This is a genomic window from Methylosinus sp. is20ea (assembly GCF_059718135.1).
Genome location: NZ_AP046088.1, coordinates 2,260,791 through 2,286,595, shown reverse-complemented (window position 1 = coordinate 2,286,595; position 25,805 = coordinate 2,260,791). Strand labels below are relative to the sequence as shown.

The following is a 25,805-nucleotide window of genomic DNA, read 5'->3' as shown; positions in this document are numbered from 1 at the left end:
AAAATCGTCAAAAAAAAAGCAATCCAGAGCCGGAGCGCCTCTGGATTGCGTGGTCGAAATCGAGATTTCAGGGTCGCGTCAGACCGGCCGGTTCTCGTTGCGATTGCGCACCGGGCCCATAACCGCCAGGCCCTGCTCGTAGGTGATCTTCTCGAACGTCTGGTCGAAGGCGATGCCGGCATTGGCGACGGCGTCGATCTTGCCGCCGATCGACAGCTTCTTCAGATCGTTCTTCTCGATGTAGAACAGCTCGAGCAACTCGTTATAGACCGTCGATTCGTCGATCGGCAGCACATAGAAATTAATGCCGTCGATCTCGACCTGATATTTGCTGAGCAGGTCGATGTTATTGGCGAAGATGAAATATTTGCCGGTCGGGCTGAGCAGCCCCTTCAGCACTTCGGCGACGTTCGCGAGATGCTCGAAGGAGAGAAGCCACTGCGCGAAGAAGTCGAAAGTGGGCTTGCCGGCGTCCGCCACCGCGATCACCTGATCGGAGCACAGTTCCGGCGGACGCGCCTCGTCGGCGAACTGCTGGGCGAATTTCAACGCCAGCTTGCCGCGGAAACCAAAACGCCCCGCCTTTTCGGTCGGGCCCTTATGGACCGGGCTGAGCAGCCGCTTCTGCTGGTCCAAAGTCGAAAACGCCGTATCAGTGATGCTTGTCATGTTGGTTACCCGGATCGTTACGTAGCCAATCCGCCAGTTTGGCGAAGTTCTGCTTCAATGTGTCTCGCAGTCTCACATCATCGACCACCTCTTCGAGCGCGCCCGTCATGCAGGCCATCCACGCGTCGCGCTCGGCGGGTCCGATCGCGAAGCCCATGTGACGCATGCGCAGCCGGGGGTGTCCCCGCTGCTCCGAATAGCTCTTTGGTCCGCCCAGCCATTCGGCCAGATAGAGCTTCAGAACCGCCTTGGTGGGGCCGAGATCCACCGCATGCATCGCGCGAATGTCACGCGCCTGCGGCAGAACGTCCATATTGCGATAGAACGCCTCGACGAGACGATCGACCGCTTCCTGGCCGCCGATGACGTCGAATGCGGTCTTTGTCGATTGCACGGCGTCCATTGTCATGCCTCGCGAGCTAGCAATTCATATGCCGAGGCCTGGGCCTAACGCGATGCGCGCGATTGCGCAACGCCGCCCGGCGGAACGGGCCGCCCGGATCGACGCAGACGGAAACGCCGCCCGAATCCTGCCGCGACATGAGAATAATAAGGCAGAGCAAGGCGCAATTTTATGCATTTACGACTCGGGCGCCCGATTTCGGCGCTGCTCGCCCTTGACAGGGTGGGGCGCCGCTTCCTATTTCATCGCTAGCCTGTTGGCACTCGTCACCCCTGAGTGCTAATAGGCATTTTACGCAATCTTTCGCCCGTGCGTTCCGGCCGGGCTCTGCAACGCAAGGAAGACGACATGGCGTTCCGTCCCCTCCACGACCGGGTCGTGGTCAAGCGCCTCGAAGGCGAAGACAAGACCAAAGGCGGCATCATCATTCCCGACACTGCGAAAGAGAAGCCCGCCGAGGGCAAGATCATCGCCGTCGGCCCCGGCTCCCGTGACGAGAGCGGCAAGCTCGTCGCCCTCGACGTCAAGGAAGGCGACCGCGTGCTGTTCGGCAAATGGTCCGGCACCGAGGTCAAGATCGACGGGGAAGATCTCCTCATCATGAAAGAAAGCGACATTCTGGGCGTCATCGCCTGATCCGGCCGACCCTCGCCCAATCCTTCTTCCAACGGAGCTGAACGACAATGGCAGCCAAGGACATTCGCTTTTCCTCCGACGCGCGCGACCGTATTCTGCGCGGCGTCGAGATTCTCAACAATGCGGTGAAGGTCACCCTCGGTCCCAAGGGCCGCAACGTCGTCATCGAGAAGAGCTTCGGCGCGCCGCGCATCACCAAGGACGGCGTCACCGTCGCCAAGGAGATCGAGCTTTCCGACAAGTTCGAGAATCTCGGCGCGCAGCTCGTGCGTGAGGTCGCCTCCAAGCAGAACGACACCGCCGGCGACGGCACCACGACGGCGACCGTGCTCGCCGCTTCCATCGCCCGCGAAGGCGCCAAGGCCGTCGCGGCCGGCCTCAATCCGCAGGATCTCAAGCGCGGCATCGACCTCGCGGTCGAGGCGGTCGTCGCCGATCTGAAGAAGAACTCCAAGAAGGTCACCTCCAACGACGAGATCGCCCAGGTCGGCACCATCTCGGCCAATGGCGACAGCTATATCGGCCAGGAGATCGCCAAGGCGGTGCAGAAGGTCGGCAATGAGGGCGTGATCACGGTGGAAGAGGCCAAGAGCCTCGACTCCGAGACCGTCATCGTCGAGGGCCTGCAGTTCGACCGCGGCTATCTCTCGCCTTACTTCATCACCAACGCCGAGCGTCTCGTCGCGGAGCTCGAGGACCCCTACATCCTCATCCACGAGAAGAAGCTGTCGACTCTGCAGCCGCTGCTGCCGATCCTCGAGGCCGTGGTGCAGACCGGCAAGCCGCTGCTGATCATCGCCGAGGACGTCGAAGGCGAGGCGCTCGCCACGCTCGTCGTCAACAAGCTGCGTGGCGGGTTGAAGATCGCCGCCGTGAAGGCGCCGGGCTTCGGCGATCGCCGCAAGGCGCAGCTCGAGGACATCGCCATTCTGACGGGCGGCCAGGTCGTCTCCGAGGATCTCGGCATCAAGCTCGAGAGCGTCACGCTGCCCCTGCTCGGCAAGGCCAAGCGCATTCGCATCGACAAAGAGAACACGACGATCATCGACGGCGCCGGCGACAAGAAGGACATCGAGGCCCGCGTCGCCCAGATCAAGGCGCAGGTCGAGGAGACCACCTCGGACTATGACCGCGAGAAGATGCAGGAACGTCTCGCCAAGCTCGCGGGCGGCGTCGCGGTGATCCGCGTCGGCGGCGCGACCGAGGTCGAGGTCAAGGAGAAGAAGGACCGCGTCGACGACGCGCTCAACGCCACCCGCGCCGCTGTGCAGGAAGGCATCTCGCCCGGCGGCGGCGTCGCGCTGCTGCGCGCCATCGCGGCCCTGACAGACGTCAAGGTCGCCAATTCCGACCAGCAGACCGGCGTCGCGATCGTCCGCAAGGCGATCCAGGCTCCGGCCCGCCAGATCGTCGACAACGCCGGCGGCGACGGTGCGGTCGTGGTCGGCAAGCTCCTCGAATCCACGGACTATAATTACGGCTATGACGCCCAGACCGGCGAATATGGCGATCTGGTGAAGCTCGGCATCATCGACCCGACCAAGGTCGTGCGCACGGCGCTGCAGGACGCGGCCTCGATCGCCGGCCTCATCGTCACCACCGAGGCGACGATCACCGAGCAGCCGAAGAAGGACAGCGGTCCGGCTCTGCCGCCCGGCGGCGGCATGGGCGGCATGGATTTCTGATTTTCCATCCCCGACCAGTCCAAGAAGGCCCCGGAGAAATCCGGGGCCTTTTTTGTCGCATCCACGAGCATGTGCGTCGCCGCACGGCCAAGCGCGCCGAAACGCCCGAAAAGAGAGATGTTCCCGATAGGAGCGCCCCCGGGCGTCGAGATCGGGCGGCACAGAAAGCGGCGACATATCGCCGCCCTCGCTCACAAGGGTCTCACGAAAATGTTCAAGCGCTCGATTTTCGCACTCGGCCTCGTCATCGCCGCCGGCGGCTCCGCCTCCGCCGTGATCTCGCCCAATGGCGTTTCTCTGAACGGCTTCTCGACGAACGGCTTCTCGACGAACGGCCTGCACCTCAACGCCCTCACCACGAATGCGTTGAGCGACAATGCGATCACCCTCAACGGATTGCATGTGAACGCGATCACGGCCAATGCGCTGACGTCGAACGCGCTGGTGGAGAATTCGCTCGTGCAGAACTCTCTGACCCAGAACGCTCTGACCCAAAACGCGCTGATCGACAATGGCGTGAAATTCAACGGCTTGGCCACCAGCCCGCTCTCCAATGACGGCCTGCGCGTCATCGCGATCGAATTGCCGGCTCCTGCGCAGACCGCCAAGTAATCTTTACAGACGCGGGCGGGCCGGCGCGCGCCGGCCTTCCTGCGGCTCTTCGAAAGCGTCGCATCATGCAGAAGAAACTCTTCGCCGCGCTATCGGTCGCCTTCGTGGCGGCGACGTCCCCCCTTTGCGCTGCGGAGCTCGAGCTTCTGGACGTCGAGGGAACGCAGTTCGAGGCGAGGCTCTCCGACGGACGCGTGCTCTCCTCGTCCGCTCTCGTCGGCGCGACGCTCACCGTCGCCAGAGGCGCCGGAGCATTGAAGATTCGCATCGACGCCGTCGAACGCGATCCCGGCGACCTCCAGCGGGCCGTCCCGCCGTCGGAGGCGGTCATGCTGCACAGCCTTTCCGTCCAGGGGCCGGACGGCGAATGGAAAAATCTCTGCGATCCCGGCCCGGACGGGCGCCGCCAGGGCTTTCCCGTTCCCGGCCGCGCCAAGGGCGACGGAACCATAGGCGCCGCCGAGCCCGGCGTCTTCGAGCTCACTTGCACAGGCGGGGCTCAGGGAAAATGCGTGCGCTTCGGCTATCGCCCCTGGGAGAAGCGCGAGGATGGAATCTCCATGCGCGACGTCTACAACGCCTGCATCCGGCTGGTGCGCGCCGATTACTCCGGCGACGGCAAGGGCACGACGCGCAACGGCCAGCCGATCGACATTTATGATTTTCTCGGCGTGCAGACGCCCGGCAATGATCCTGGGCATGATTTCGAAGCCGGTTTCTCGCCCGCGGGCGCCGTCTGCGTTCGCCATGTCCGCGTCAAGGCGAATACGAGCCTCGAAGCGCTCGAAGCGCAAACGCCGCGCCTGAAAGGCCGCACCGGAGACATATGCACAGAGGAATTCGCGCGCGCCAATGGCGCCGTCCTTTTCGTGCGCTCTCCGCCCTGAGACGTAGCGGGCGCGACAATTGCGACATTGCAGGATCGCGCCGCCTCGTCTAGCATTATCCGGCTCCGCCCCTCGACGGGCAGAGCCGCAACGCGAGAGCACGACGGGGGAGAGGAATGGCCGATCATCACGAGACTTCGACAGATATGGCGGAGCACCTCGCCACCTATCGCGGCTTTCTGACGATATTGAAAGTGGGAACCGCCGCCTCTGTCATCAGCCTGCTGCTGATGTATTTCTTCCTGGCGCGCTGACAGATCGGCGATCGGCGCGCTGATCGACCGGATTTTCTCTACAGTTTCTGACCGAATGCGAACCGCGCGGCCATCCGGCCGCGGGGAACCGAATCTCCTCGCAATGGAGTTTCGTCAATGCGCATTGCTGTTCAATCCGAGACTGACAAAAATGAGACGCGCGTCGCAGCGACGCCGGAAACCGTAAAAAAATTCAAAGGCCTCGGCGCGGAGGTCGTGGTGCAGTCGGGCGCGGGCGCGATTTCCGGTTTCTCCGATGCGGATTACGCCGCAGCCGGCGCGACGATCGCGCAGAACGCCGCCGGCGCCGCGGACAATGCCGAGGTGGTGCTGCGCGTGCGCCGACCGGCGCCGGGCGAACTCTCCGGCGTAGCGCGTGGCGCGGCCGTGGTCGCCATCGCCGATCCTTTCGGCCATGAGAAAGAGCTCGCGGCCCTCGCCCAGACCGGCGCCACCCTTTTCGCCATGGAGCTCATGCCGCGCATCACCCGCGCGCAGGTCATGGACGTTCTGTCCTCCCAGGCCAATATCGCCGGCTATCGCGCGGTCATCGACGCCGCGGCGGAATATAGCCGCGCCATTCCGATGATGATGACGGCGGCGGGCACGGTTCCGGCCGCCAAAATTTTCATCATGGGCGTCGGCGTCGCCGGCCTGCAGGCGATCGCCACGGCGCGCCGGCTCGGCGGCATCGTCTCGGCGACCGATGTCCGGCCCGCCACCAAGGAACAAGTGGAATCGCTCGGCGCGAAATTCGTCGCAGTCGAGAATGACGAGTTCCGCCAGGCCGAGACCGCCGGCGGCTACGCCAAGGAAATGTCGCCGGAATACCAGGCCGCGCAGGCCGAGCTCGTCGCCGCGCATATCGCCAAGCAGGATATCGTCGTCACGACGGCGCTGATCCCCGGCCGCCCGGCGCCGAGACTCATTTCGGCGGCGGCGGCGCGCTCCATGCGCGCGGGCTCGGTCATCATCGATCTCGCCGCCGAGCGCGGCGGCAATTGCGAGCTGACCAAGCCGGGAGAGACCATCGTCGACAATGGCGTGAAGATCGTCGGCGCGGTCAATCTCGCCGGCCGCCTGCCGGCGACGGCGTCGAGCCTCTACGCAAAAAATCTTTTCGCCTTCGTCGAGACGCTGATCTCCAAAGAGACGCAGGCTCTGGCCATCGATTGGACCGACGAATTGGTGAAGGCGACGGCCCTCACCCGCGACGGCGCCGTCATCGATTCGCGATTTGCGGCTTGATTTCCACGGGCCCACGAGGCCCGCGCGAAGAAAGGGCGTTGTGACATGGCATCCGACACGACACAGCAATTGCTCGAAACGGCCCGCCGCGCAGCCGAAGCGACGCGCCAGCTCGCCGATCAGGCGCAATCCTATTCCGATCAGCTGGCGCAGGTGGCGGCGGCGGCCTCCTCGCACGGCCTCGCCGGCGGCGTCGATCCCGTCGTCTTCCGCCTCGCGATTTTCGCGCTGGCGGTATTCGTCGGCTATTACGTCGTCTGGTCGGTGACGCCGGCGCTGCATACGCCGCTGATGTCGGTCACCAACGCCATCTCTTCCGTCATCGTCGTCGGCGCGCTGCTCTCTGTCGGCGTCGACTCTTCCGCCGACACATCGGGCGGCTCCTCGGTCGCGCGCTGGCTCGGCTTCATCGCGCTCGCCCTCGTCAGCGTCAACATATTCGGCGGCTTCCTCGTCACCGAGCGAATGCTGTCCATGTATAAGAAGAAGGGCTGAGCCATGAGCGGCAATCTCGCGGTCCTTCTCTATCTCGCCGCCGGCATATTGTTCATTCTGGCGCTGCGCGGCCTCTCCTCGCCCGCGACCTCGCGGCAAGGCAATCTCTACGGCATGATCGGCATGGGCGTCGCCGTCGGCACGACTCTGCTGCTGCGCCTGCCGACCCTCGGCGCGCTGATCCTGATATTGATCGGCGCCGGAGCGGGCGGCGGCGTCGGCGCCTATGTGGCGAAGCATGTCGAAATGACGAAGATGCCGCAGCTCGTGGCCTTCTTCCATTCTCTCGTCGGCCTCGCCGCCGTGCTCGTCGCGGGCAGCGCCTTTTTCGCGCCGCAAGCTTTCGGCATAGGCGCGCCCGGCCATATAGAAGGCGGCAGCCTTTTCGAAATGTCGCTCGGCGCGGCGATCGGCGCGATCACCTTCACCGGATCGGTCATCGCCTTTCTGAAGCTCGACGAGCGCATGAGCGGCAAGCCGATCCTGCTGCCCGAGCGTCACACGATCAACATTCTGCTCGGCGTCGCGCTCATCGGCTTCATCGTGCTGTTCGCGACGACGGAGAGCGGCTTCTGGCTGTTTCTCATCATTCTCGTCTCGCTCGCGCTCGGCGTGACGCTCATCATCCCCATCGGCGGCGCCGACATGCCGGTCGTCGTGTCCATGCTCAATTCCTATTCGGGCTGGGCGGCGGCGGGCATCGGCTTCACGCTCGGCAATCTCGCGCTCATCATCACCGGCGCGCTGGTCGGCTCCTCGGGCGCCATCCTCTCCTACATCATGTGCAAGGGGATGAACCGCTCCTTCGTCTCCGTCATTCTCGGCGGCTTCGGCGGCGAGACGGTGGCGGCTGCGGGCGCGGTGGAGAAACGCCCGGTCAAGCAGGGCTCGGCGGAGGACGCCGCTTACATCATGCAGAACGCCGGCAAGATCATCATCGTGCCGGGCTATGGCATGGCGGTGGCGCAGGCGCAGCACGCGCTGCGCGAGATGGCGGACCTCCTGAAAAAGGAGGGCGTCGAGGTGAAATACGCCATTCATCCGGTCGCCGGCCGCATGCCCGGCCATATGAATGTTCTGCTGGCCGAGGCCAATGTGCCTTACGACGAGGTCTTCGAGCTCGAGGACATAAATTCCGAATTCGGCCAAGCGGATGTCGCCTTCGTCATCGGCGCCAATGACGTGACCAATCCCGCCGCCAAGACCGATCCGCAATCGCCGATCTATGGCATGCCGATCCTCGATGTCGAGAAGGCTAAGACGGTTTTGTTCCTCAAGCGCGGCATGGGCTCCGGCTATGCGGGCGTCGAGAATGAGCTGTTCTTCCGGCCCAATACGATGATGCTGTTCGGCGACGCCAAGAAGACCGTGGAGCAGATCGTCAAATCGCTGGCGCATTGATCGAAGGATTGCCCCCTCTCACCTCCCCCGCTTTGCGCTATCGAATAATGCACACATCCTCCTCGCCCCCGCGACGTCATGGCCGGGCTTGTCCCGGCCATGACGGCCGCAGCGTCTCGGGATGGGTGAATCCGATAGCGGGAAGGGTCGAGGGGGCGCTCAGCGCCGCCCGGCCTGACTCGCGATACGCAGCAACGCCCGTCCCGCCTCCATCTCGGCGAGTGACGCATTGGCGCGGGCGCGCTGATTGGCGTCGCGCAAGGCCGGCAGCAGAGCCGCTACTTTCGCCGCGGACCAGATGCGCAAATGCTGCTCGAGCTGCGGCCGCTGCGAGAAGCCGAAGCCGCTGCGCATCAAAATCGTGATCCCGAAATCCGGCCGCCCCTCGCGATCCACGGTGAGCCGCGCGCGATGCAGCGCCATCGCATAGCGCAGCGCGCCGCCCAATAATTGCCCGGCGTCGCCGCCACCGGCGACCGCTCTGTCGAAGGCTTCGCCCGCGGCCCCCGCCTCGCCCGAGAAAGCGTCGAGCACCAGCCGGTCAGCGGCGATATTGGAGGCGTGCGCGACAATGTCCTCGACATCGCCCGCGTCGATCGTCGTCGCGCCATGCTTGTAGAGAATCAGCTTGGCGAGCTCGGAACGGCTCATGCGGCGATCTTCGCCGAGCGCGGCCTGCAGCAGCAGCCGCGCCTCCGGCGTGACGGAAAAGCCCGCCTCGCGCAGGCTGTGATCGATCAGCGCATGCAGGTCCTGCTCGTCGTCGGGATTGCACTCGACGGCGGCGGCGAGCTTCGACGGCTCGATCAGCTTGCGCAAAGGCGCGTCGCGCTTCAGCGCGCCGGCGGTGAGCACGATGGCGCAATCCACTGGCGGCGCGGCGAGCAATTGCTCGAGCGGCGAAAGAATGGATTTGCCGCCCGTCTCGACGATGATCGCCCGGCGGCCGCCGAACAGCGGAATCGTATTGGCTTCGTCCAGCAGCGACAGCGGATCGGCGGCGACGGCGTCGCCGCTCATTTCGACACATTGGAACGGATCATGCCGATCGTCGACGCGCTGCGCGACAATGGCGAGCGCACGTTCGCGCACGAGGCCGGCGTCGGCGCCGTGGAGCAGGAACAGAAAGACCGACGCCGGCGGCGCTTTCACGAAGCGCTCGGCGTCGCGGTTCTTGATGGCGGTCATGAGCGCTCGGGAGCCAGCGAGTAGCGAATAGCGAATAGTTCTACTCGCTATTCGCTATTCGCTCCTCACTTCGACAACGCTGTCGCCACACGCGTGCGGATCATGTCCGAAATGACTTTCGCATCGCGAATCTCGCCGTCGCGCGCGGCGCGCACATTGGCGAGACGATTGCTGAAACGGTCATAGCTCGCGACGCCGAAGGCGACGCCGGAGGTGATGACATGCTCATCGGCGATATTGATCAATTTATATTCGGCGTCGACGACCACCGTCGCCGATGTCGCGCGGCCGGTGACCGTGTCGAGGATCGGCGTCTGCACGCGCTCCTTCAGCGCGACCATCAGCCGATAGCGCGGCGGCACGTCCGAGCCCGTGCCGTTCAAGGCGAAGATCAGCTCGTTGCGGACGTAATGGCCGATGCGGTCCGGGATCGGATCGACCGCGACCGCCTGCAGCTCCGCCGCAAGCGGCGCGTCGGTTCCGATGGGGCCATAGAGCGGCTGCACCGTGCAGGCCGAGAGCGCCAGCGCGGCGAGGGCGGCGGCCATCGGCTTGGACCGCCGGCCTTCAGGCTCGCTCTTTGCGCTGCGAGCCTGAAGGCTCGCAGTCCTGGCGCGCCGTTCAAACGACCACATTGACGATCCTCTTGGGAACGAGAATGAATTTCTTCAACGGCTTGCCTTCCATAGCGCGCAACACGGCCTCCTGCGTCAGCGCCTCCTCGCGGATCGTCGCCTCATCGGCGTCATGGGCCACGAGAATCTCCGCGCGCTTCTTGCCGTTCACCTGCACCGGCAAGCTTATCATGTCCTGCGCGACGAGAGTAGGATCGGCCTCCGGCCAGGGCGCCAGGGAAACGATCTCGGAATGGCCGAGATCGCTCCAGCACTCTTCCGCCACATGCGGCGTCATCGGCGCGATCAGCTGCGCGAACACATCCGCCGCCTCGCGGAAGGCGAAGGCGAGATCGGCGGAGACCGGAACCGTCTCCACCTTGTCGAGCGCCGCGGTCAGCTCATTGGCGTATTCGCGAATGCGGGCGATCGCCGTGTTGAAGCGCAGGCGCTCGATATTGTCGCCGACGGCGGCGATGGTGCGATGCGTCGCCTTGCGCACATCGAGCGCCGCCGCGCCGAATTCGGCCGGCGCGCTGGCGCCGACGGGCGCCGCGGCATTGGCGAGCTCGCCCGCGAGACGATAGACGCGCTGCACGAAGCGCCAGGCGCCCTGCACGCCCTCCTCCGTCCACACCACATCGCGATCGGGCGGCGAATCGGAGAGCACGAAGAGCCGCGCCGTATCGGCGCCATAGCTGGCGATAATGTCGTCCGGATCGACCGTATTGCGCTTCGACTTGGACATTTTCTCGATCGCGCCGATCGCGACCTCTTCGCCGCCATCGATGAGGAAAGCGCGGCGGCCCTTGTCGCTGGTCTCGAAACGCAGCTCGCTGGGCGCGACCCATTTGCCGGAGGCGGCGCGATAGGTCTCATGCACCACCATGCCCTGGGTGAAGAGGCCGGCGAAGGGCTCGGCGACGCCGCCATGGCCGCTGTCGCGAATGGCGCGCGAGAAGAAGCGCGAATAGAGCAGATGCAGAATCGCGTGCTCGATCCCGCCTATATATTGATCCACCGGCAGCCAGCGCGCGAGCTGCTCCGGCGCGGCGGGCGCCGACTCATTGTGCGGATCGGTGAAGCGCGCGTAATACCAGGACGAATCGACGAAAGTGTCCATCGTGTCGGTTTCGCGCCGCGCCGCGGCCCCGCATTTCGGACAGGCGACATTGTTCCATGTCGGATGATGGTCCAGCGGATTGCCCGGCCTGTCGAAGGTCACGTCTTCCGGCAGCTTCACGGGAAGATCGGCGTCCGGCACGGGCACGACGCCGCAATCCGGGCAATGGATGATGGGGATCGGACAGCCCCAATAGCGCTGCCGCGAAATGCCCCAATCGCGCAGCTTGTAATTGATCTTGCGCTCGCCCTGCGGACGGCCGTGCAGCTGCGCGGCCTCGAGACGCTTGGCGACCTCCTCCTTCGCCTCGGCGACGGTGAGCCCGTCGAGGAAGCGTGAATTGACGAGCCGTCCCTCGCCGTCGAAAGCGGTCTCACTGACGATGAGAGTCGCGGGATCGACGCCCTCCGGGCAGACGACAGGAGTCGCGCCGAGGCCATAGCGTAGCGCGAAATCGAGGTCGCGCTGGTCATGCGCCGGGCAGCCGAAAATCGCGCCCGTGCCGTAATCCATCAGGATGAAATTGGCGACATAGACGGGCAGCGTCCAGGAGGGATCGAAGGGATGCGCGACGCGCAGGCCCGTGTCATAGCCCTTCTTCTCGGCGGTCTCGATCGCCGCGACCGACGTGCCGATATGGCGGCATTCCTCGGCGAAGGCGGCGAGCGCCGGGTCGCTCGAAGCCGCGGCGCGGGCGACTGGATGATCGGGCGCCAGCGCGACGAATTTCGCGCCGAACAACGTGTCCGGCCGTGTGGTGAAGACCTCGATCTCGCCCGTCGGGTCATCGGCGATGGCGAAGCGCGCCAGGAGGCCCTCGGAGCGGCCGATCCAATTGCGCTGCATCAGCCGCACCTTCTCCGGCCAGCGGTCGAGCGTGTCGAGCGAGGTGAGAAGATCATCGGCGTATTTGCCGATGCGCAGGAACCATTGCGTCAGCTCGCGCTGCTCCACCAGCGCGCCGGAGCGCCAGCCGCGGCCGTCCACCACCTGCTCATTGGCGAGCACGGTATGGTCCACCGGGTCCCAATTCACCTTGGACTGCTTGCGGTCGACGAGGCCGCCGGCGAGGAAATCCAGGAACAGCTTCTGCTGATGCTTGTAATAGGCGGGATCGCAAGTGGCGATCTCGCGCGACCAGTCGAGCGACAGGCCCATGGATTTGAGCTGCGTCCGCATGCTGGCGATATTGGCGTAGGTCCAGGTCGCGGGGTGCGAGCCGCTCTGCTGAGCGGCGTTCTCCGCCGGCAGGCCGAAAGCGTCCCAGCCCATGGGATGCAGCACGTCGAAGCCCTTGGCGCGCTTATAGCGGGCGATGACGTCGCCCATGGAATAATTGCGCACATGGCCGACATGGATGCGCCCCGACGGATAGGGGAACATTTCGAGCACGTAATATTTCGGCTTCTTCGCGTCGCCGGAGGTGAAAACCTGCCGCTCGTCCCAAATTTTTCGCCATTTGGGCTCGGCCGCGGCGAAGTCGTAGCGTTCTGGTCTCATGGGTCCCGAGCGGTCCTGATCGAATTGTGGAGTTTCGCCTGTAATGCCGGGCGGGGCGGGGCTTGTCAAAGGCGCCTCTCGCCGGGAAGCGGGGCGCGTGCTATATCCGGGCCATGTCGGCGCAAGTGCTCTTCAACCCTCCGACCCGGGAAGGGTTTTCGCCCGAGCAGGGCCTCCAGCATCAGCCTGATCTCTGCGGAGGGGCAATCGCCGAGCGCGAGATGCCGGAGTCCGCGTGTCTGCTGGAGCTGAGAAAAGCAATTTTCGAATCAGAAGCGCGCGTGAGATTCGCGATCGTTCAAGCGAAGAACGAAACGCTGCGCTGGATGTTCGGATACCTCGTCGTGCTGATCGGCGCGACGTACATTATGGTCAAATTCGTCCGCTGAGGCCGCATCTTCCATGACCGTCGTCGATCGGCTGACCGCCGCCAAGGACGCCATCTCCTCACGGGCCCGCGATTGCGGCCGCGACCCGGCCGAGATCACCCTCGTCTGCGTCACCAAGACCTTTCCGGCCGAGGCCGCGGTTCCGCTGCTCGAGGCTGGCCATCGCGTCTTCGGCGAGAATAAAGTGCAGGAGGCGCGCGCCAAATGGGGCGAGCTGCGCCAGCGCTTCTCCGGCGTCGAGCTGCATCTCATCGGCCCGCTGCAATCCAATAAGACGCGCGAGGCGGTCGAGACCTTCGACGTCATAGAGAGCGTCGACCGCCCCAAAATCGCCGAGGCCCTCGCCGAGGAGATGCGCCGCCAGGACAAGCGCCCACGCCTGCTCGTGCAGGTCAACACCGGCGCCGAGCCGCAAAAGGCCGGCGTATTGCCGCAGGAGGCCGACGCCTTCATCGCCGAGTGCCGCGAGAAGCACGGGCTCGAGATCGCCGGCCTGATGTGCGTGCCGCCGGTCGGCGAGCAGGCCTCGCCGCATTTCGCCCTGCTCGCGGAGATCGCCGCCCGCAACGGGCTGAAAGAGCTGTCCATGGGCATGAGCTCGGATTACGAGCTCGCCATTCAGCTCGGCGCCACGCATGTGCGCATCGGCTCGGCCATCATGGGCGAGCGCGACTATTCGAAGCCCTAACCCACCACGATCCGCACGCCTTTCGCCAGACGCGGCAGCAGCCGCGCCATATCGCGCGCCCGCAGCGCCACGCAGCCCGCCGTCGGGCCCAGCGACTCCGTCGCTATATGGAAGAAGATGGCGCTGCCGCGCCCCAGCACGCGCGGGCGGATGTTGTAGTCGAGCACGCCCACGACATCATAGAACCGATCCTGGCGCCAGAGCCGCTCATGGCCGAGCGGCGTCGGCCCGCGCAGCGGCCGATTGTAGAGGAAGGACCGCGCATCGTCGCACCACAGATCCTGCGGGGCGACGAAACGCGCCGGCGTCCCGCGCGGCTTCGCGGCCCGGCCGCGCCGCAGATAGACATAGAGCAGTTCGTGACTGCCGGCCGGCGTCGCGCCGTCGCCCTCGCGCTTGCGGCGCGTCACCCCGGAGCGGCCGAGCGCGCAGGGCAGAACCAGATCGCCCGCGATCAGCCGGCCCTCATGCGGGCGCCCACCGATCCGCCGCGCGACCTTCAGCGCCGCGATCCCGCCGCCGCGGCGGGAAAAAACCTGCCTCATCCGTCTCTCCGTCCTGTCCCCGCCCCGCCTCGTCTTGAACGGAGCCCGCCCTTGGCCGATCATGTTCGCCAGAGCCAGCCCCCGGTAGCGCCATGATCGAAGCGCCGACGCCGCATCCCCGCACCATACTCCTCCTCGCCGTGGCGGGATTGCGCGCGTCTCTCGCGGAGCAGCTCGCGCGCTATTCCGAATTCGCGGTTCGCCCCGCCGCCTCTCCCGAGGAAGCGACGCGCCTGCTCGCCGCCGGCGGCTGCGACATTCTGCTCGTCGACGCCGAGATCGGCGAGGCCTTTGCGCGAACCGCCGCAGAGCGCTTCTGCGGGCCGATCCTCGTCATCGGCGCGGCGAACGCCCCTGCGACTGCGGACGCGCCCGAATATATCGCGCGGCCGTTTCGTTTCGCCCGCCTTCTCTCCCGCCTGCGCGCGCCCGCGCCCGCCGAGGCGCCGGAGCGCCCGATCGTCGTCATCGGCGCCTATCGCTACCGGCCCGGCGCCTTCGAGCTCATCGACGCCGCGCAAAGGCGCCTGTCGCTCACCGAGAAGGAAGCCGAAATACTGACGCGGCTCGCGGCGGCGCGCGGCGCCTCGGTCACGAAAGACATGTTGCTGCGCGACGTTTGGGGCTATCATCCCACGGTGACGACGCGCACGCTGGAGACCCATGTCAGCCGGCTGCGGCGCAAGCTCGAAACCGACCCGGCCGACGCCCGCCTTCTTCTCACCGAAAAGAACGGCTATCGCTTGGTCTTCTCCCCCGCGCGCTGACCGCCCGCCGGGAAGATCGCCCGGAAGAGAAAGCATCCGAGACATGGCTCTCGACGACGACATCGCCAATCTCCGGAGCATTCCTCTGTTCGAGGATTTCGAGATCGAGGCGCTGCGCCTCCTCGCCTTCAGCGCCGAGACGAAATTGCTGCGCGCCGGCGACGCGCTGTTTCGCCGCGGCGAGGCCTCCGACGGCGGCTATATTCTGACCAATGGCTCGATCGCCCTGGAGAAGCACGACGACGGACGCCCCGCCGACAAAGTGCTGCGGCCATTCGCGCTGATCGGCGAGACCGCGCTCGTCACCGAGACGACGCGCCCGGTCACGGCCATAGCCCGCGAGCCGGCGACGATCCTCAAAATCACCCGCGCGCTTTTCCTGCGCATATTGGAAGAGTTTCCCACCACCGCGACGCGCGTGCGCGCCCGCGTCGCCACCCGCCTGACCCAATTGGCGCAGGAGTTGAAATTCGAGGCCTGAGCGGGCATGCGCTCGTCGCCCCTCGGCCTCCCTTGGAATGAAAGTCTCTTTTGCGTGTCGTCGTAAGGAGGAGAAAATGCGTAATTCGTTCAAATCCGGCCTTTTCGCCGCGATCGGCGTGACCTTCGTCCTCGCTTTGTCCAGCGGAGACGCGCTCGCCGGCGTCACCAGCGTCGCGAGCAAGTCGGTCGTCTCGCCGCCGACCTCGGTCGAGCAGGCGCATTACAGCCGCTACCCGCATCGGCATTACGTGCGCTACACGCATCATCGGCGGCCGCTTCGCCGACATCATGCGCTGCGCTACTACCGCTATGGCTATGATCCTGCGGCCGCGGTCATCACCTCGGCGGCGGCCGGGATCATCGCCGCCGGAGCCTATTCGCCCTATTACTCCTATCCTTATGATTACGGATATGGATATGGCTACGGCTATCCATCCTACGGCTATGGATGGGGCGGCGGCCCGGTCGTCTATGGCGGCGGCTGGGGCTATCGCCCGCGCTTCGGCGGCTGGGGCGGCGGCTTCCCGCACGGTGGAGGCTTCCACCGCGTCGGCGGCTTTGGCGGCGGCTTCCATCACGGCGGCGGCTTCGGCGGCGGATTCCATGGCGGCGGATTCCACGGCGGCGGATTCCACCACGGGCGCTGAGCGGCGGCGCTGACGGCGAGGCGGCGACGCCTCGCCTTTTCGTTCGTTTTGTCGCATTCCAGGAACGGCCTGCGTCGCTATTCTCAGGACGATTCGGCGGAACCAAAGCCCGCGCCCCGCGCGGGAACGCAAAACGAGACGAGAGAAATGGCATCTGACCTGGAGAGCGCCGCGCCGATCGTCGGACGCTTCGCCGAACACGAGGCGCGCGCCGCCGTTCTCGCCGAGCTGCACGCCCGGCCTTTCCTGCCGATCGCGCTGCCGCAGCGCGTCTATCATTTCGCCTTCGCCACCAATGAGGAGGAGGCGCGCGCCGATCGCGCCGCTCTCGCCGAGCTGTGCCGCTCGCATATGCTGGTCCCGCAGCCCGGCGACGCCAAATTCCAGCGCCTCTCCATCGGCGATTGGCGGCTGCGCTGGGAGCAGCATACGGAATTCACCACCTACACATGGTCGACGCAGAGGGCGGCGGACGAGCCCTTCACTCATCCCGATCCGCTCGGGAGCGGCGAGATCGCCTTTCGTCCTCCGGGCCGGCTGATCGTCGCGGCCCATCTCTGCGCGATCGAGAGCGGCCATTCGCACGAGCCCTTCGTCTCTCTGTTCAATTCGCAGAGCCTCTGCGTCATCCGCGCGGCCAAGGGCGCGGCGCATGTGATGACCGATTTCGCGCCCGATCCGTTCGGCTTCACCCGGCTGCTGGTCAAGACCAACGCCGTCGGCGCGCTCGAGGTCGGCCGGCTCATTCAGCGCGTGCTGGAGATCGAGACCTATCGCACAATGGCGCTGCTCGGCCTGCCGGAGGCGCGGCGCTCCGGCCCGGCGCTACGCGCCATGGAGCGCGAAATCTCCGACATCACCCAGGCGCTGAGCCAAACCCAGGACATGCGCACCAGTCGCGACTTGCTGAAAGGCCTCGGCGACCTATTGGCGCAGAGCGAGGCGTTGTCGACGCGCACCGCTTTCCGCTTCGGCGCGAGCCGGGCCTATCACGCCATCGTCAAAAACCGGCTGACGCTGATCCAGGAGGCGAAGGAGAGCCAATATACGACGATCTCGGCCTTCTTCAGCGCGCGGCTCGATCCGGCGATCGAGACCTGCAACGCCTTCGAGACGCGGCAGGCGCGCCTCGCCCGCCAGGTGGAGCGCGCCACCGATCTGATGCGCACCGGCATCACTTTCGAGATGGAGCAGCAAAATCGCGATCTGCTCGACGATATGAATCGCCGCGCGCGGCTACAGATGCGCCTGCAAAAGCTGGTCGGCGGGCTCTCCATCGCCGCGCTCAGCTATTATGTCGCAGGTCTCTCGCTCTATTTCTTCAAGGGCGTGAAGGACGCCGGCGCCCTGCCCTTCGGCCTCACCGGCGAGGAGGCGGCGGCGGCGGCCATGCCCTTCGTCATCTTCGGCGCCTGGGCCTTCTGGCAGCGCGTCAAGCGCCTCTCCGCCCAGGCCCAGGAAGAAGAGAAGGTGAGCTGAGGGCAGCCTCTCTCAGAGCGAGCGCGTGAAGCGCAGCACGCCGCCCTTGGCGCCCTTGAGGATCAGATCCGAGCCCTGCGTGTCCCAGAAGGGGCCGGAGAGCATCACCTGCCAAAACTCGTGTTCGATCGCCTGCAGCGCGGGATCGCATTTGGCGTCGGCGACGGCGGGCATGGCCTTGGGGCCGAGCCGATTGCCGCCGACGACGAAGACGCCCGACCAGGATTTGCAGCCCGAGAAGCCCGCGCCGCGCATCGTCGAATCGATGCGGATCCAAATGTCGGCCGGCGGGGCCTTGCCGTTTATGTCCTTGAGATTGAAAATATAATTATGCGGGAACGGCTTATAGTTCGGCGGCGGCTCCTGCGCGGTCGCCTCTTGCTGATCCTTCTCCTTTTGCGCCGGCTTCCCCTTGGCCAGCACGGGGCCGCAGGCGGCGAGGCCGACCAGTAGCGCCGTCAAAATTCGGAGCGCGGTCAGAATTCGTCTCATCCTTCGATCCTTTTCGCGAACGATCCTCATGCGAATCGCTTTTCGGAGAATTGCGCGTGCGTTGTGGTTTTTTTCCGAACGGAAATGCGCCGGAGCTTTCCGACGCGCGCCGGCGAAAAGCGCGAGCGCGCCGCTACAACATGCTGGGCAGAACGCGATCGGGCGGGCGGTGCCCGTCCATGAAAGTCTTGATGTTGATGATGACTTTCTCGCCCATGTCGACGCGTCCCTCATTGGTCGCCGAGCCCATATGCGGCAGCAGCGTGACCTTGCCGGACTTGGCGAGCTTGATCAGCTTGGGCGAGACGGCCGGCTCATGCTCGAAGACGTCGAGGCCGGCGCCGGAAATCTCATCCGCCTCCAGCATGCGAATCAGCGCATTCTCGTCCACGATCTCGCCGCGCGCCGTGTTCACGATGATCGCATGCGGGCGCATCTGCTTCAGCCTGCGGGCCGAGAGCAGATGATAGGTCGCCGGCGTATGCGGGCAGTGAATCGACAGAATGTCGATGCGGGCCAGCATCTGGTCGAGCGATTCCCAATAGGTCGCCTCGAGCTGATCCTCGATCTCGGCCGGCAGGCGGCGGCGATTGTGATAATGGATCGAGAGGCCGAAGGCGCTGGCGCGGCGCGCGAGCGCCTGGCCGATGCGGCCCATGCCGACGATGCCGAGGCGCTTGCCGGTGATGCGATGGCCGAGCATCCAGGTGGGCGACCAGCCGCCCCAGGCGCCGTCCGGAATGGTGCGCGCGCCCTCGACGAGGCGGCGCGCCACGGCCAGGATCAGGCCCATTGTGAGATCAGCCGTGTCCTCGGTGAGGACGCCGGGCGTATTGGTGACGGTGATCGAGCGGCGCAGCGCCGAGGCGACGTCTATGTGGTCGACGCCATTGCCGAAATTGGCGATGAGCTTCAACTGGTCGCCGGCCTGGCCGATGAGGCCGGAATCGATGCGGTCGGTGATCGTCGGCACCAGAACATCCGCGGTGCGGACGGCCTCGACGAGCTCCTCATGCGTCGCCGGGCGGTCGCTCACATTGAGGCGCGTGTCGAAAAGCTCGCACATGCGGGTTTCGATCACCTCGGGGAGCCGACGTGTCACCACGACGAGCGGCTTCTTTTTCGCCATCTTCCCCTTCGTCCTCCCGCCTCGGTCGAATAAGCTCTCCGGCCGCCCGAGGGCGAGCCGTTCCGCCGATCGAGCCTCGGGGGCGCTTCGGTCTCTTCAACCAGGTCTTAACGACGATGGATGAAAAGAGCGTTTCGCCGCCCGCGCCCCTTTCCCATCGAACTTCCTAACAGATGGCGGGACAAAGACAAGACGAGGCGTCGTTCGCAACTGCGAGAGGCGTCTTTCGGGAGAAGAGTAGAAATGGACGAATCGCCCTTTCCGAGCCGAAGACGCGCGGCCGCCGCAATCCGTTTCGCCGTCGCCGTTCTTCTCGCCGCCGCGCCCATGTGCGCCGCGCCGACGGGCGCCGGCGCGCAGCAGCAGGTCGGCTCGGCCTCGGGACTGCCACTGCCGCGTTATGTCAGCCTCAAATCGGACCGCGTCAATCTGCACGAGGGGCCGAGCAAGGAGCATCCGACGCTCTGGGTGTTCGAACGGGCCGGCCTTCCGGTGGAAATCACGGCCGAATTCGAGACCTGGCGGAAAATCCGCGATTCGGAGGGAACCGAGGGCTGGGTGCTGCATTCGCTGCTGTCCGGCCGCCGGACCGCCCTCGTCGCGCCGTGGAAGAAGGAGCCGATTCTCGCCTACGCCAGCGACAGAGTGACGCCGGTGGCGAAACTGTCGCCCGGCGTGGTCGCCAGCCTGCGCCGCTGCGATGGCTCCTGGTGCCGCGTCTCGGGCGAGGGCTTCGACGCCTATGTGAAACAGGAAGGCCTGTGGGGCGTCTATCCGGGGGAGAAGATCGAGTGAAAGGCGGCGCTCGACGTCATTCGACGCGAAGGCCCCCTCCCTCACCCTCTCCCGCTTCCCGCTATCGGATTCACACATCGCGAGACGCTGCGGCCGTCCTGGCCGGGCTTGTCCCGGCCATCCACGCCAAGCAGCTGAGAAACCAAAGGAAGGCGCCTGCCATCGACGGATTTCATCCCATGTCGGGCTCCGCCGGAGCTTCGGCGTCACGCCAAACTTCTTAAGACGCCTCCGCGTGTTGGCGTGGATGGCCGGGACAAGCCCGGCCATGACGGCGCGGGGGGATGTGTGCATTCGATAGCCCGCTTCGCGGGAGAGGGGCAGCGACGTTTCGCGAAGCTTCGATAAAGCGCCGAATCTGCTCCCTCTCCCGCGAAGCGGGGGGAGGGTTGGGGAGGGGGCGCGCGAACATCTTTCATCGACGCAGACGACCAGAGGGCATGCGTTCGCGTCGTTCCCGCTCAGCCCTCGTCCTTGCACAGGCGCACCACCACATCGACGCGGGCGATCCTCATGCCGGGCGGCGGCGGCGGCAGATCGGCGATGTCGACATGCGCGCCCGGAATATCGACGAGCCCCTCGCCGTCGAGCAGAAAATGATGATGTTCCGAGACATTGGTGTCGAAATAGACGCGCGCGCCATCCACCGCGATCTCACGCAGCAGGCCGACGTCGGTGAATTGATGCAAAGTGTTGTAGACGGTGGCGAGCGACACCGGCAGATCGGCGGCCAGCGCCTCCTCGAACAGCTTTTCGGCCGTCACATGGCGGTCGCCCTTGCCGAACAGCAGCCCGCCGAGCGCGACGCGCTGGCGCGTCGGCCGCATTCCGGCGGCCATCAGCCGGCCGCGCAGCCGCCGAATGGCGTCGCCCGGCGCGCGATCATTGGTTTCGACCGTCACTCGCTCGCCCGTCATTTGCTCTATGTTCCCGCCCCGCTTCGTGTCACCCTTTGGTTACAATAGGGAAGCGCGCGGGAGGAGACAACTTTTTCCTAACGCGGCCGCGCGCGGACGGCTCGCCCCCTTTGACCCGGCCGGCGCCTATGTTAACGAATGCGGCTTCCGGCCGGCGGCGCGACCGGAAATCGTCACGTCAGAGACGCAAAAAGGAACATCATGAGCGAACGGCGCTCGTCTTTCGGATATGAGGATCTGCTCGCCTGCGCGCGGGAGGAGCTGTTCGGCCCGGGCAACGCCCAGCTTCCGTTGCCGCCCATGCTCATGTTCGACCGAATCACCGAGATTTTCGAGGACGGCGGCGAGCACGGCAAAGGCTATGTGCGCGCCGAGCTCGACATCAACCCGAGCCTCTGGTTCTTCGATTGCCATTTCAAGGGCAATCCGGTGATGCCGGGGTGCCTGGGCGTCGATTCGCTGTGGCAGCTCACGGGGTTTTTCCTCGGGTGGCTCGATTTGCCGGGCCGCGGCATGGCGCTCGGCGTCGGCGAGGTGAAGTTCAGCGGCCAGGTGCGGCCGCACAATAAGCTCGTCCGCTACGGCGTCGATTTCAAACGCGTGTTCAAATCCAAGCTGGTGCTCGGCATCGCCGACGGCTGGGTGGAAGTGGACGGGCAGCGCATTTATGAAGCAAAAGACCTGAAGGTCGGACTCGCCAAGCCCGAAGCCGCCTCTTGACAGCCTGACGGGACGCCAATCGGGCGGGCGCGAGACGCCGCCAAATCCAGAGACGGGACGACAGAGCCCGCCGGCGCGAGGGAGCTTAGACATGAGACGAGTGGTCGTGACCGGCATGGGCATCGTGTCGTCCATCGGCAATAATACGCAGGAAGTGGTCTCCTCGCTGCACGAGGCGAGGTCCGGCGTCGTCAAGGCGGACAAATACGCCGAACTCGGCTTCCGCTGCCAGGTGCATGGCGCGCCGACGCTCGACCCCTCGACGCTCGTCGACCGCAGGGCCATGCGTTTCCACGCCATGGGCACGGCTTGGAATCATGTCGCCATGGACCAGGCGATCCTCGACTCCGGCCTCGCGCCGGACGAAATCTCCAATGAGCGCACCGGCATCATCATGGGCTCGGGCGGCCCGTCGACCAAGGTCGTCGTCGAATCGGCCGATATCGCCCGCACCAAAGGGCCCAAACGCGTCGGCCCCTTCGCCGTGCCCAAGGCGATGTCCTCCACCGCCTCCGCGACGCTCGCCACCTGGTTCAAGATCAAGGGCGTGAACTATTCGATCTCCTCGGCCTGCGCGACCTCCAATCATTGCATCGGCGCGGCCTATGAGCAGATTCAATGGGGCAAGCAGGATGTGATGTTCGCCGGCGGCTGCGAGGAGCTCGAATGGGAGCTCTCCGTGCTGTTCGACGCCATGGGCGCCATGTCCTCCTCCTATAACGACCGCCCGACGACCGCCTCGCGCGCCTATGACAAGAACCGCGACGGCTTCGTCATCGGCGGCGGCGCCGGCGTGCTGGTGCTGGAGGAATATGAGCGGGCCAAGGCGCGCGGCGCGAAAATCTACGCCGAGCTCGCCGGCTATGGCGCCACCTCGGACGGCTATGACATGGTGCAGCCCTCTGGCGAGGGCGCCATTCGTTGCATGCGCCAGGCGCTCGCCGGCGTGAAGGCGCCGATCGACTATATCAATCCGCACGCCACATCGACGCCGGTCGGCGATCTCAAGGAGATCGAGGCGATTCGCGAAGTGTTCGGCCGCGGCGACAAATGCCCGCCGATCTCGGCGACGAAATCGCTCACCGGCCATTCGCTCGGCGCGACCGGCGTGCAGGAGGCGATCTATTCGCTGCTCATGATGCAGAACGGCTTCATCTGCGAGAGCGCCAACATAGAAGAGCTGGATCCGGAATTCGCCGATATGCCGATCCTGCGCCAGCGGCGCGACAATGTCGCTCTGCGCGCCGTGCTCTCCAATTCCTTCGGTTTCGGCGGCACCAATGCGTCGCTGGTGTTCAAGCACCCCGACGCCTGACGAGATAGGACCATCACGACATGACGGTTTCAACGGGCCTCATGCAAGGCAAACGCGGCCTTGTCATGGGAGTCGCGAATGATCATTCCATCGCCTATGGCATAGCGAGAACGCTGGCGCAGCACGGCGCCTCGCTCGCCTTCACCTATCAGGGCGAAGCGCTGGGCAAGCGGGTGCGGCCGATCGCCGAGGAGCTCGGCTCCGATCTGGTGATTCCCTGCGACGTGGAGGACATCGCTTCCGTCGACGCCGCCTTCGCGCGTCTTGCCGAGGAATGGGGCGAGCTCGATTTTCTCGTCCATTCGATCGGCTATTCGGATAAGAGCGAGCTGAAGGGCCTCTACGCCGACACTTCGCGCGAGAATTTCATCCGCACGCTCGTCATCTCCTGCTTCTCCTTCACCGAGGCGGCCAAGCGCGCCGCGGCGCTGATGAAGAATGGCGGAACCATGCTCACCGTCTCCTTCGGCGGCGGCACGCATGTGATGCCGAACTATAATGTGATGGGCGTCGCCAAGGCGGCGCTCGATTCCTCGGTGCGTTATCTCGCGGCCGATTATGGCGCGCGCGGCATTCGCGTGAACGCCATCTCGCCCGGCCCGGTGCGCACCATGGCGGGCGCGGGCATCACCGGCGCGCGGGCGATGGGCGCGTTTCAGAAGGCGCATGCGCCTTTGCGCCGCATGATCACTCTGGACGAGATCGGCGGCTCGGCGCTCTATTTCCTGTCGGAGCTGTCGGGCGGCGTGACCGGCGAGATTCATCTCGTCGACGCCGGCTACAACATCATGCTGCAGCCACGTCCCGAAGATTTGAACGGCGGCGCCGCAGCGGCGGATTAGGCTCGCGCGCCGCCTCGCCGGCCTTGCCCGCCTCGCCGGCCTTGGCGCTGGCGGCGATGACAGAGAGCCGCGCCAGCTCGACCAGCGTGCCGATATTGGCCTTGGCCATGATATTGGCGCGGTGCAGCTCCACGGCGCGCAGCTCGAGGCCGAGCCCTTGCGCGATATCGCGGCTCGGGCGGCCTTTGGCGACGCCCGCCAGCACGCGCCGCTCGTCCTCGCTCAGCGCGCCGAAGCGCGCGACGATGGCGCGCGTCTCGGCGTCGATCTCCTGCTCGCCGCGCCGCGCCGCCAGCGCGCGCCACACGGAGGCGAGCAGCGCCTCGTCGTCGAAGGGTTTTTCCAGAAGATCGCTGGCGCCGGCGGCGAGCGCCTCGACCGCGATAGAGGCGCCGGCGGAAGCGGTGATGATCACCACCGGCGATGTCGCCCCCGAGGCGCGCAGACGCCGCGTGAGCTCGACGCCGGTCATATCCGGCAGCCGCATGTCGGCGACGACGCAGCCCGTCGTCTCCGGCCCGGCCGCGGCGAGGCAATCCTCCGCGGAGCGATAGGCGCGCGGACGAAAGCCGCGCGAGCGGAACATCAGCGTCAGGGCGTCGCGGATCGCCGGATCGTCGTCGACGAGATGCACGAACGGCGCTGGTCTCATAGGCTGGCCCTTTCCGCGAGAGGAAGTGTGAAGCTGAAAATCGCGCCGCCGCGCGGATTGGGCTCGGCCCATATGCGTCCGCCATGCGCTTCGACGATCGAGCGCGAGATCGAGAGGCCTATGCCCATTCCGCTCGCCTTGGTGCTGCGGAAGGGCTCGAACAGCGCGCCCCCGCCATCCTTCAGCCCATGTCCCGTGTCGGCGACGTCGAGCCGCGCATAGCCATCGGCGGCGGAGGTGGAGAGCGAGAGCTCGCGCCGCGGCGCGCCGTCCATCGCCTCGACGGCGTTGCGCATCAGATTGACGATGACCTGCTGGATCTGCACGCGATCGGCGAGAACCTCGTCGTTCTCGGCGCGCGCGTCGACGTAGACCTGCGCGCCGACATGGCGCGCGCCGGCCACGCCGAGCGATTTCGCCTCCTCGACGAGCGTCGAGAGGCTCTGCACCGTCTTGACCGATTCGCCGCGGGTGACGAATTCGCGCAAACGGCGGACGATATCGCCGGCCCGCATCGCCTGCGCGCCGGCCTTGGCGAGAATATCCTCGATCTCGGCGCTCTGCTTGGGCTTGCGCTGCAGCAGCCAGCGCGCGGTGCGGACATAGGTGGCGATGGCCGAGAAGGGCTGGTTGATCTCATGGGCCAGCGCCGCGGCCAGCTCGCCCATGGCGGCGAGCCGCCCCGCATAGGCGAGCTCCGAGCGCAATTCGCAGAGCAGCGCCTCGGCGGCGCGCTCTTCGGTCAAATCGCGAATGACGGCGATGCGCAGGCGGACGCCGCCGCCGCCGCGCGTCTCGTTCATGGTCAAAGCGATCGGGAAGGTCGAGCCGTCGGGCCGCCGCGCTAGTCCGTCCGAGCGCCGATCCCCGGCCGCGAGGCGGCTCTCGGGCAGCAGCATCGCGGCCTCGACGCCGAGCAACGCCTCGCCGGAGCAGCGGAACAGCGTCCCCGCCGCCGCATTGCCGGCGACCACGACGCCCTTCTCATCGATCGACAGGACCGCGTCTGTGAGACATTCGAGAATGGCCTCGAGGCGCGCCTCGGCGAGACGCAAATCCTCCCCGCCGGCCGCCGCCCGGCGTGACGGCCGTATCGACGCGGGAGCCTCTCGGAGCTCGGCGCGCGAATCGCTCGACGATCGGTCCATCGGCGAGTTCCCTCGAAACCCATTCGCTCTCGAAAAAGCCGGCAGGCCGCCAAACCATCGCCACGGTCGCCGCCTCGGAGTA

At 65.8% G+C, this 25,805-nt stretch carries 29 protein-coding genes; 18 read left to right on the top strand and 11 right to left on the bottom strand.

The window, feature by feature from the left end; all coding sequences use genetic code 11:
• Window positions 1-78 precede the first annotated feature (78 nt).
• Entirely contained in the window at window positions 79-669 is a 591-nt protein-coding gene (locus tag AC6IY7_RS10460) for a hypothetical protein (protein ID WP_196408559.1), read from the bottom strand.
• Entirely contained in the window at window positions 653-1,072 is a 420-nt protein-coding gene (locus AC6IY7_RS10455) for a group II truncated hemoglobin (protein WP_497778906.1), read from the bottom strand. Before AC6IY7_RS10455 ends, AC6IY7_RS10460 begins: the two co-directional genes overlap by 17 nt.
• 348 nt (window positions 1,073-1,420) lie before the next feature.
• On the opposite strand from AC6IY7_RS10455, the gene groES reads away from it, so the two are divergent.
• The 8 genes from groES to AC6IY7_RS10415 all read left to right on the top strand — a co-directional run bounded on the left by groES (window position 1,421) and on the right by AC6IY7_RS10415 (window position 8,290).
• Window positions 1,421-1,708: a co-chaperone GroES gene (gene groES, locus AC6IY7_RS10450; RefSeq protein ID WP_196408557.1), complete on the top strand. Its 288-nt coding sequence runs from the start codon at window positions 1,421-1,423 to the stop codon at window positions 1,706-1,708.
• Window positions 1,709-1,755: 47 nt separating this feature from the next.
• Window positions 1,756-3,393: a chaperonin GroEL gene (gene groL, locus AC6IY7_RS10445; protein WP_497778903.1), complete on the top strand. Its 1,638-nt coding sequence runs from the start codon at window positions 1,756-1,758 to the stop codon at window positions 3,391-3,393.
• Window positions 3,394-3,603: 210 nt separating this feature from the next.
• A complete protein-coding gene (locus AC6IY7_RS10440; RefSeq protein ID WP_497778901.1) occupies window positions 3,604-4,005 on the top strand; it encodes a hypothetical protein in 402 nt (133 codons plus the stop codon).
• Window positions 4,006-4,070: 65 nt separating this feature from the next.
• A complete protein-coding gene (locus tag AC6IY7_RS10435) occupies window positions 4,071-4,892 on the top strand; it encodes an ADYC domain-containing protein (RefSeq protein WP_497778899.1) in 822 nt (273 codons plus the stop codon).
• Between the two features lie 116 nt (window positions 4,893-5,008).
• The gene (locus AC6IY7_RS10430) at window positions 5,009-5,146 is read left to right on the top strand and encodes an aa3-type cytochrome c oxidase subunit IV (protein WP_497778897.1); all 138 of its coding nucleotides are present in this window, start codon (window positions 5,009-5,011) and stop codon (window positions 5,144-5,146) included.
• A gap of 117 nt (window positions 5,147-5,263) precedes the next feature.
• Window positions 5,264-6,394 (top strand): Re/Si-specific NAD(P)(+) transhydrogenase subunit alpha, encoded by a 1,131-nt coding sequence (locus AC6IY7_RS10425; protein ID WP_497778895.1) that lies wholly within the window; start codon window positions 5,264-5,266, stop codon window positions 6,392-6,394.
• Between the two features lie 45 nt (window positions 6,395-6,439).
• Window positions 6,440-6,889 carry an NAD(P) transhydrogenase subunit alpha part 2 gene (locus AC6IY7_RS10420; protein ID WP_497778894.1) on the top strand — a complete coding sequence of 150 codons (450 nt, stop codon included), beginning with the start codon at window positions 6,440-6,442 and terminating at the stop codon, window positions 6,887-6,889.
• Between the two features lie 3 nt (window positions 6,890-6,892).
• Window positions 6,893-8,290, top strand: a complete 1,398-nt coding sequence (locus AC6IY7_RS10415; protein ID WP_497778892.1) for an NAD(P)(+) transhydrogenase (Re/Si-specific) subunit beta — start codon at window positions 6,893-6,895, stop codon at window positions 8,288-8,290.
• 159 nt (window positions 8,291-8,449) lie between these two features.
• Here the strand turns inward: AC6IY7_RS10415 and holA are convergent, their stop codons facing one another.
• The 3 genes from holA to leuS form a co-directional block, all read right to left on the bottom strand.
• Complete coding sequence (holA, locus tag AC6IY7_RS10410; protein ID WP_497778890.1) at window positions 8,450-9,478, bottom strand: DNA polymerase III subunit delta; 1,029 nt, start codon at window positions 9,476-9,478, stop codon at window positions 8,450-8,452.
• A 65-nt stretch (window positions 9,479-9,543) separates the two neighbouring features.
• Window positions 9,544-10,026: a hypothetical protein gene (locus AC6IY7_RS10405; protein ID WP_497778889.1), complete on the bottom strand. Its 483-nt coding sequence runs from the start codon at window positions 10,024-10,026 to the stop codon at window positions 9,544-9,546.
• A 73-nt stretch (window positions 10,027-10,099) separates the two neighbouring features.
• Window positions 10,100-12,715 carry a leucine--tRNA ligase gene (gene leuS / locus AC6IY7_RS10400; protein ID WP_497778888.1) on the bottom strand — a complete coding sequence of 872 codons (2,616 nt, stop codon included), beginning with the start codon at window positions 12,713-12,715 and terminating at the stop codon, window positions 10,100-10,102.
• Between the two features lie 113 nt (window positions 12,716-12,828).
• On the opposite strand from leuS, the gene AC6IY7_RS10395 reads away from it, so the two are divergent.
• Together AC6IY7_RS10395 and AC6IY7_RS10390 are read left to right on the top strand one after the other, a co-directional pair.
• On the top strand, window positions 12,829-13,104 hold the full coding sequence (locus AC6IY7_RS10395; protein WP_497778887.1) for a hypothetical protein: 276 nt from the start codon (window positions 12,829-12,831) through the stop codon (window positions 13,102-13,104).
• 13 nt (window positions 13,105-13,117) lie between these two features.
• Window positions 13,118-13,792 (top strand): YggS family pyridoxal phosphate-dependent enzyme, encoded by a 675-nt coding sequence (locus AC6IY7_RS10390; RefSeq protein ID WP_497778884.1) that lies wholly within the window; start codon window positions 13,118-13,120, stop codon window positions 13,790-13,792.
• Here the strand turns inward: AC6IY7_RS10390 and AC6IY7_RS10385 are convergent.
• Window positions 13,789-14,337 carry a L,D-transpeptidase family protein gene (locus AC6IY7_RS10385; RefSeq protein WP_497778883.1) on the bottom strand — a complete coding sequence of 183 codons (549 nt, stop codon included), beginning with the start codon at window positions 14,335-14,337 and terminating at the stop codon, window positions 13,789-13,791. The two genes, AC6IY7_RS10390 and AC6IY7_RS10385, sit on opposite strands and share 4 nt — an antisense overlap.
• 92 nt (window positions 14,338-14,429) lie before the next feature.
• Between AC6IY7_RS10385 and AC6IY7_RS10380 the strand changes: the two genes are divergently transcribed.
• From AC6IY7_RS10380 to AC6IY7_RS10365, 4 genes are all read left to right on the top strand, one after another.
• Complete coding sequence (locus tag AC6IY7_RS10380; RefSeq protein ID WP_497778882.1) at window positions 14,430-15,104, top strand: winged helix-turn-helix domain-containing protein; 675 nt, start codon at window positions 14,430-14,432, stop codon at window positions 15,102-15,104.
• A 43-nt stretch (window positions 15,105-15,147) separates the two neighbouring features.
• Complete coding sequence (locus AC6IY7_RS10375) at window positions 15,148-15,585, top strand: cyclic nucleotide-binding domain-containing protein (RefSeq protein ID WP_497778880.1); 438 nt, start codon at window positions 15,148-15,150, stop codon at window positions 15,583-15,585.
• Window positions 15,586-15,661: 76 nt separating this feature from the next.
• Window positions 15,662-16,234: a hypothetical protein gene (locus AC6IY7_RS10370; protein WP_497778879.1), complete on the top strand. Its 573-nt coding sequence runs from the start codon at window positions 15,662-15,664 to the stop codon at window positions 16,232-16,234.
• A gap of 147 nt (window positions 16,235-16,381) precedes the next feature.
• A complete protein-coding gene (locus AC6IY7_RS10365; protein ID WP_497778878.1) occupies window positions 16,382-17,713 on the top strand; it encodes a DUF3422 family protein in 1,332 nt (443 codons plus the stop codon).
• Between the two features lie 12 nt (window positions 17,714-17,725).
• Here AC6IY7_RS10365 and AC6IY7_RS10360 read toward each other — a convergent pair whose 3' ends face one another.
• A complete protein-coding gene (locus AC6IY7_RS10360) occupies window positions 17,726-18,205 on the bottom strand; it encodes an META domain-containing protein (protein WP_497778877.1) in 480 nt (159 codons plus the stop codon).
• Between the two features lie 133 nt (window positions 18,206-18,338).
• Complete coding sequence (locus AC6IY7_RS10355; protein ID WP_497778876.1) at window positions 18,339-19,334, bottom strand: 2-hydroxyacid dehydrogenase; 996 nt, start codon at window positions 19,332-19,334, stop codon at window positions 18,339-18,341.
• Window positions 19,335-19,577: 243 nt separating this feature from the next.
• On the opposite strand from AC6IY7_RS10355, the gene AC6IY7_RS10350 reads away from it, so the two are divergent.
• Window positions 19,578-20,129 carry an SH3 domain-containing protein gene (locus AC6IY7_RS10350; RefSeq protein WP_497778875.1) on the top strand — a complete coding sequence of 184 codons (552 nt, stop codon included), beginning with the start codon at window positions 19,578-19,580 and terminating at the stop codon, window positions 20,127-20,129.
• 461 nt (window positions 20,130-20,590) lie between these two features.
• Here the strand turns inward: AC6IY7_RS10350 and irrA are convergent, their stop codons facing one another.
• A complete protein-coding gene (gene irrA / locus AC6IY7_RS10345; RefSeq protein ID WP_497778874.1) occupies window positions 20,591-21,046 on the bottom strand; it encodes an iron response transcriptional regulator IrrA in 456 nt (151 codons plus the stop codon).
• 201 nt (window positions 21,047-21,247) lie between these two features.
• Here irrA and fabA point away from each other — a divergent pair, with 201 nt between their 5' ends.
• From fabA to fabI, 3 genes are all read left to right on the top strand, one after another.
• Window positions 21,248-21,766: a 3-hydroxyacyl-[acyl-carrier-protein] dehydratase FabA gene (fabA, locus tag AC6IY7_RS10340; protein WP_497778873.1), complete on the top strand. Its 519-nt coding sequence runs from the start codon at window positions 21,248-21,250 to the stop codon at window positions 21,764-21,766.
• A gap of 91 nt (window positions 21,767-21,857) precedes the next feature.
• Complete coding sequence (fabB, locus tag AC6IY7_RS10335) at window positions 21,858-23,081, top strand: beta-ketoacyl-ACP synthase I (RefSeq protein WP_497778872.1); 1,224 nt, start codon at window positions 21,858-21,860, stop codon at window positions 23,079-23,081.
• A 20-nt stretch (window positions 23,082-23,101) separates the two neighbouring features.
• Complete coding sequence (gene fabI / locus AC6IY7_RS10330; RefSeq protein WP_497778871.1) at window positions 23,102-23,923, top strand: enoyl-ACP reductase FabI; 822 nt, start codon at window positions 23,102-23,104, stop codon at window positions 23,921-23,923.
• Here fabI and AC6IY7_RS10325 read toward each other — a convergent pair.
• Window positions 23,868-24,575: a response regulator transcription factor gene (locus AC6IY7_RS10325; RefSeq protein ID WP_497778870.1), complete on the bottom strand. Its 708-nt coding sequence runs from the start codon at window positions 24,573-24,575 to the stop codon at window positions 23,868-23,870. The two genes, fabI and AC6IY7_RS10325, sit on opposite strands and share 56 nt — an antisense overlap.
• On the bottom strand, window positions 24,572-25,723 hold the full coding sequence (locus tag AC6IY7_RS10320) for a sensor histidine kinase (RefSeq protein ID WP_497778869.1): 1,152 nt from the start codon (window positions 25,721-25,723) through the stop codon (window positions 24,572-24,574). The genes AC6IY7_RS10325 and AC6IY7_RS10320 overlap by 4 nt, the downstream gene beginning before the upstream one ends.
• Window positions 25,724-25,805 lie beyond the last annotated feature (82 nt).